This is a genomic window from Xenorhabdus bovienii, assembly GCF_024721015.1.
Classification (GTDB): Bacteria; Pseudomonadota; Gammaproteobacteria; order Enterobacterales; family Enterobacteriaceae; genus Xenorhabdus; species Xenorhabdus bovienii.
Genome location: NZ_JANAIF010000143.1, coordinates 1 through 3,711, shown reverse-complemented (window position 1 = coordinate 3,711; position 3,711 = coordinate 1). Strand labels below are relative to the sequence as shown.

The following is a 3,711-nucleotide window of genomic DNA, read 5'->3' as shown; positions in this document are numbered from 1 at the left end:
ACCGTGGAGTATGAGCTAAATACTCTATTGGAAGGTTATGGTGCTAAATTTGCAATTAATTTTTCTTGATTACTTAATAAAAAATTATTAATTTAATTGAGGTACGGTATCGTCATAGTCAATTGTACCTTTAGAGTCATCTTTAACATTTATACCCACGATTTCATATTGATTGTACTCAGAGGTGAAAAAAAACTCACTGCTGGCAAGCTAGCAGTGAGTTTTTTTATTGAGAATATACTCAGGCAATTTTTACTGATCAGAATCGCCAATTAGCATTCAAGAACACACCATTATCTTTATGGCTGCTTGATAAAACGCCATTATATCCCAGTGCCAGTGTGGTATTTTTGCCGATATCTAATTCAGTACCTACTTTAACCACTGCTGCATCACGCCCCGCTGAAACACTGTTGACAGTAAACATCGTATTACTATTGCTGAAACCTAACTTAGTGCCACGATTGATGTTACCAAACCGATGTTGCCAGCCCAGTTCACCATATACACCCACATGCAATTCTCTTTGGGATTCGAGTTCGATTTTCCATTTTTGGTCGGCACGCAAACCCAGTGTAGAGAAGGTAGCATTCTGTGATTTTTTGTCGCCGTGCAGTGCAGCGGCTCCGCCTTGTTCATTAATGCTATTGTTGTGGAAGTTAACGTGAGCTAAGTTGGCAAATGGCTCCAAATTCAGCCAAGAGGTTTTAATACCATAACCCGCTTCGGTAAATAATTGTCCAGTACGTGCACCGTATTTAGCTTTCAGATCGTCGGACTGATCACCAAAAGCAACTGAGCGCTCGGTGTCAAAACGATGCCAACTGTAGGCCACACCAGCACGTAATGCCAGAGCATCAATCTGTTTGCTGCCGTATAAAGCCAAGTGATAGTTATCACTGCGTGCTGATGCGCTATCGCCCCCATGCAGAGAAGAGCGAGTGTAGCCGGTAGCCACGCCAAGCCGCCAGTCGCTGGACAAGTCTTTATCTACACCCAACAACACGCCGTAGTTGGACATCCGATAACCGCTGACTTCATTGTTGCCGCTGGCACGCTGCCAGTTACCCATTATCTGTACCCAAGCACCATCTGTATCCGCTTTGATTTCCTGAGAAGTGGCTACGCCATTGGCCTGACGCAAACGGGTATTCAGTGTATCGCGCAGATAGCGGCTGCTATTGATCTGTGCAGCAGCAATATCAGCATGAACCTGTCCTGAAAGTTGGCTGAATGCCTGACTGGCCTGTGTGGCTGAATTTACCATCAGAATACTTTCATGAACTGGATGGTCTGAATTCAGCATATCAGCCGCTTTGGCAACTGAACGCCCATTAGCCGTTGTGGCTAGGCTGGCAAACTCGGTTGTGTTGCGTTTTATATCCAGCAACGCTCGATCAAATTGATAGTTGAGCGGGATATCAAGGAACAGATGCCCCTGTGATACGGTGTCAAATTGACCATAGATGCCATTGCTCGCTTGCAAGATATTGTATTGCTGGCCAAGCAGACTGCGTACCTTTTGCTGCGACAGCAAGTTACCCCGGTTTTCCAAAGTCACTTGCACTTCACCACCTTCCAGCCCTGCCATACCATTACTCAGGATACGATCACTCTTACCATCCGGCGTTAATGTCACCTGATAGCGAGAGCCTGTTTCAAAAATGACTTCGCGATCAACATTCAGAGCAGCGTCAGTATTACCCGGTGCAATGTTAGCTCCGTTGTAAGCAGTGAGTGAGCCAACAGTGCCTTTTCCGCTCAAGGTTGCATCGCTTTGTACTGTCACGTCGGAGGTTATCGAACCGTTCACCAATAACAGCCCTTGATTCACCCATGTTGGACCAGAATAAGTACTGGCTCCGGTAAGTAGGAGCGCACCGCTGCCATTTTTAGTCAGGCCACCATGACCACTGATATCATTGCTCCAATAGTCATAGACGCACTCAATACTGTTACATACTCGTTGTACGGTGGTGCCTGGCTCAATCAGACTGCCGATGCCGGCAATATTGGCGATAAACTGTGTTTCGGTATACGAACCTTCAATGTAATATTTAGCGGGAATATCTTGCTTAGTAATGAACATTTTAGGGCCATTAATGGCATCTTTCAGGTTCAGTTTTCCCCAACCATATAGGTCATCAAGACCCGGCGTCCCCAAATCAGTCGCGGTGGTTTTGATAACATCGGCAATTTGCGCCGCAGTCATATAAGGGAAACGTTGCATCAGAACTGCGGCGGTTCCTGCCACATGCGGCGCGGCCATTGATGTACCTGTGTAAGTATCATAGGTGGGATCAATCTCCAGCTCGCCTTTCTTTAAAGCGTCCTCGTTAATTTCGCCACCATTTTTCGAGACAAAATCGCCAGTGCTACTGTAAACCTTGGTGCCTGGTGCAGCCAGGCACCAACTGGCGGTATATCCACAGCTAGTTGACGATGGTGCAATCAAACCGTCTTCTTTTAGATTGGTGACGCTAAGGTAGTTTTTCAGTACGTCAGGGAAGAAATAAGGCATCCCTGCATGTAACCAAGTCACGTTATAATTATTCGCGTTACCCGCAGCGAAAACCATTAATTTTCCTTGGCGAGCAGCACGCAACATGCCGGCATCACTGGCTAACGGCTCTCCCGTAACTGCGAGCGGGGCTTGGCTTAACTCGTTTAGTTTTTCTTTAATTGGCGAGACATAATTAATTAGCTGTTTCAATGTAACTTTATAGTAAGCGATAGTCCCATTAGGCAATCGGATAGGTCTACCGTCGCTACCCACATAATAACGCGGACGAACTCCCCAACTGTTATTAATGATGCGAGCATCGCTTTGAATCATAGCTTCTGTGCGGTTGTAATCATTTTGCAGAAACTTTGCGGTGACTAAGCCAGCATCAAATGCTACTCCGTGCATTTCTCTGCCATCTCTGTTCGCCGCAATGGTTCCTGACACATGATTGCCATGGGCGCCAAAGCTGATCAGATCGCTGTAGGGATCATAACTATAGCTCCAAATGTCGGATGGAGCTATTATCTTTAGTTTGTCAGCAAATTCAGGATGGTTGGTAACCGCCTCATCTAATACACCGACATTAATGCCCTTACCCGTATAACCTCTGGCATAGGCATAATGGGCACCGATAGAGGCCAACCCCCATTGATTCTTAAATTCATCTGACAACCAACTATCAGGTATACCTTTTTTACCCTGTTCGTGATATTCAGTGGCAGCAATTAACGAACCAGTAGGTAATAGCCCAAATAACAATGTCATCCCTAAAAAAATCGGCCGTGCCGGATTGTTTTTTTTCATAAAAGTGAGTCCATTTTTCGGAAAGTAGTGACTTTCAGTTCGCTGTCTTTCATACCGCTCCTCAGAAAGTCTTTATAAGAAAGGTGAGATAAATTTATAGAACAGGCGGTGCCAATTTCTCTTGCACTCTGTAAGGATCATTTTGACTAAGATGCTGCTGGCCATCCCCAGCAATATCTATCCTTCGCCCACACTCGCTATAGCATAATAATTAAATCCGAAATGCAAGAAATATATTAACTTTTTTATAACAGTTTAGTTACAAAAATAACATGGTCACACTTTGGAATTTTATTTATAGTAGTAGGTGCGATAATTACGTATCTTAAGTAATCAAGAAAAATTAATTGCAAATTTAGCACCATAACCTTCCAATAGAGTATTTAGCTCATACTCCACGG

General features: G+C 44.6%; 1 protein-coding gene. It reads right to left on the bottom strand.

Going from position 1 to position 3,711, the window contains the following annotated elements:
* Positions 1–259: 259 nt before the first annotated feature.
* Complete coding sequence (locus tag NXS07_RS19000; RefSeq protein WP_258087408.1) at positions 260–3,310, bottom strand: autotransporter domain-containing protein; 3,051 nt, start codon at positions 3,308–3,310, stop codon at positions 260–262.
* Positions 3,311–3,711: the final 401 nt, after the last annotated feature.

What these genes read in the sequence shown, in the direction of transcription:
- NXS07_RS19000 (WP_258087408.1), bottom strand. Translation starts at nt 3,310, where the DNA reads ATGAAAAAAAACAATCCGGCACGGCCGATTTTTTTAGGGATGACATTG.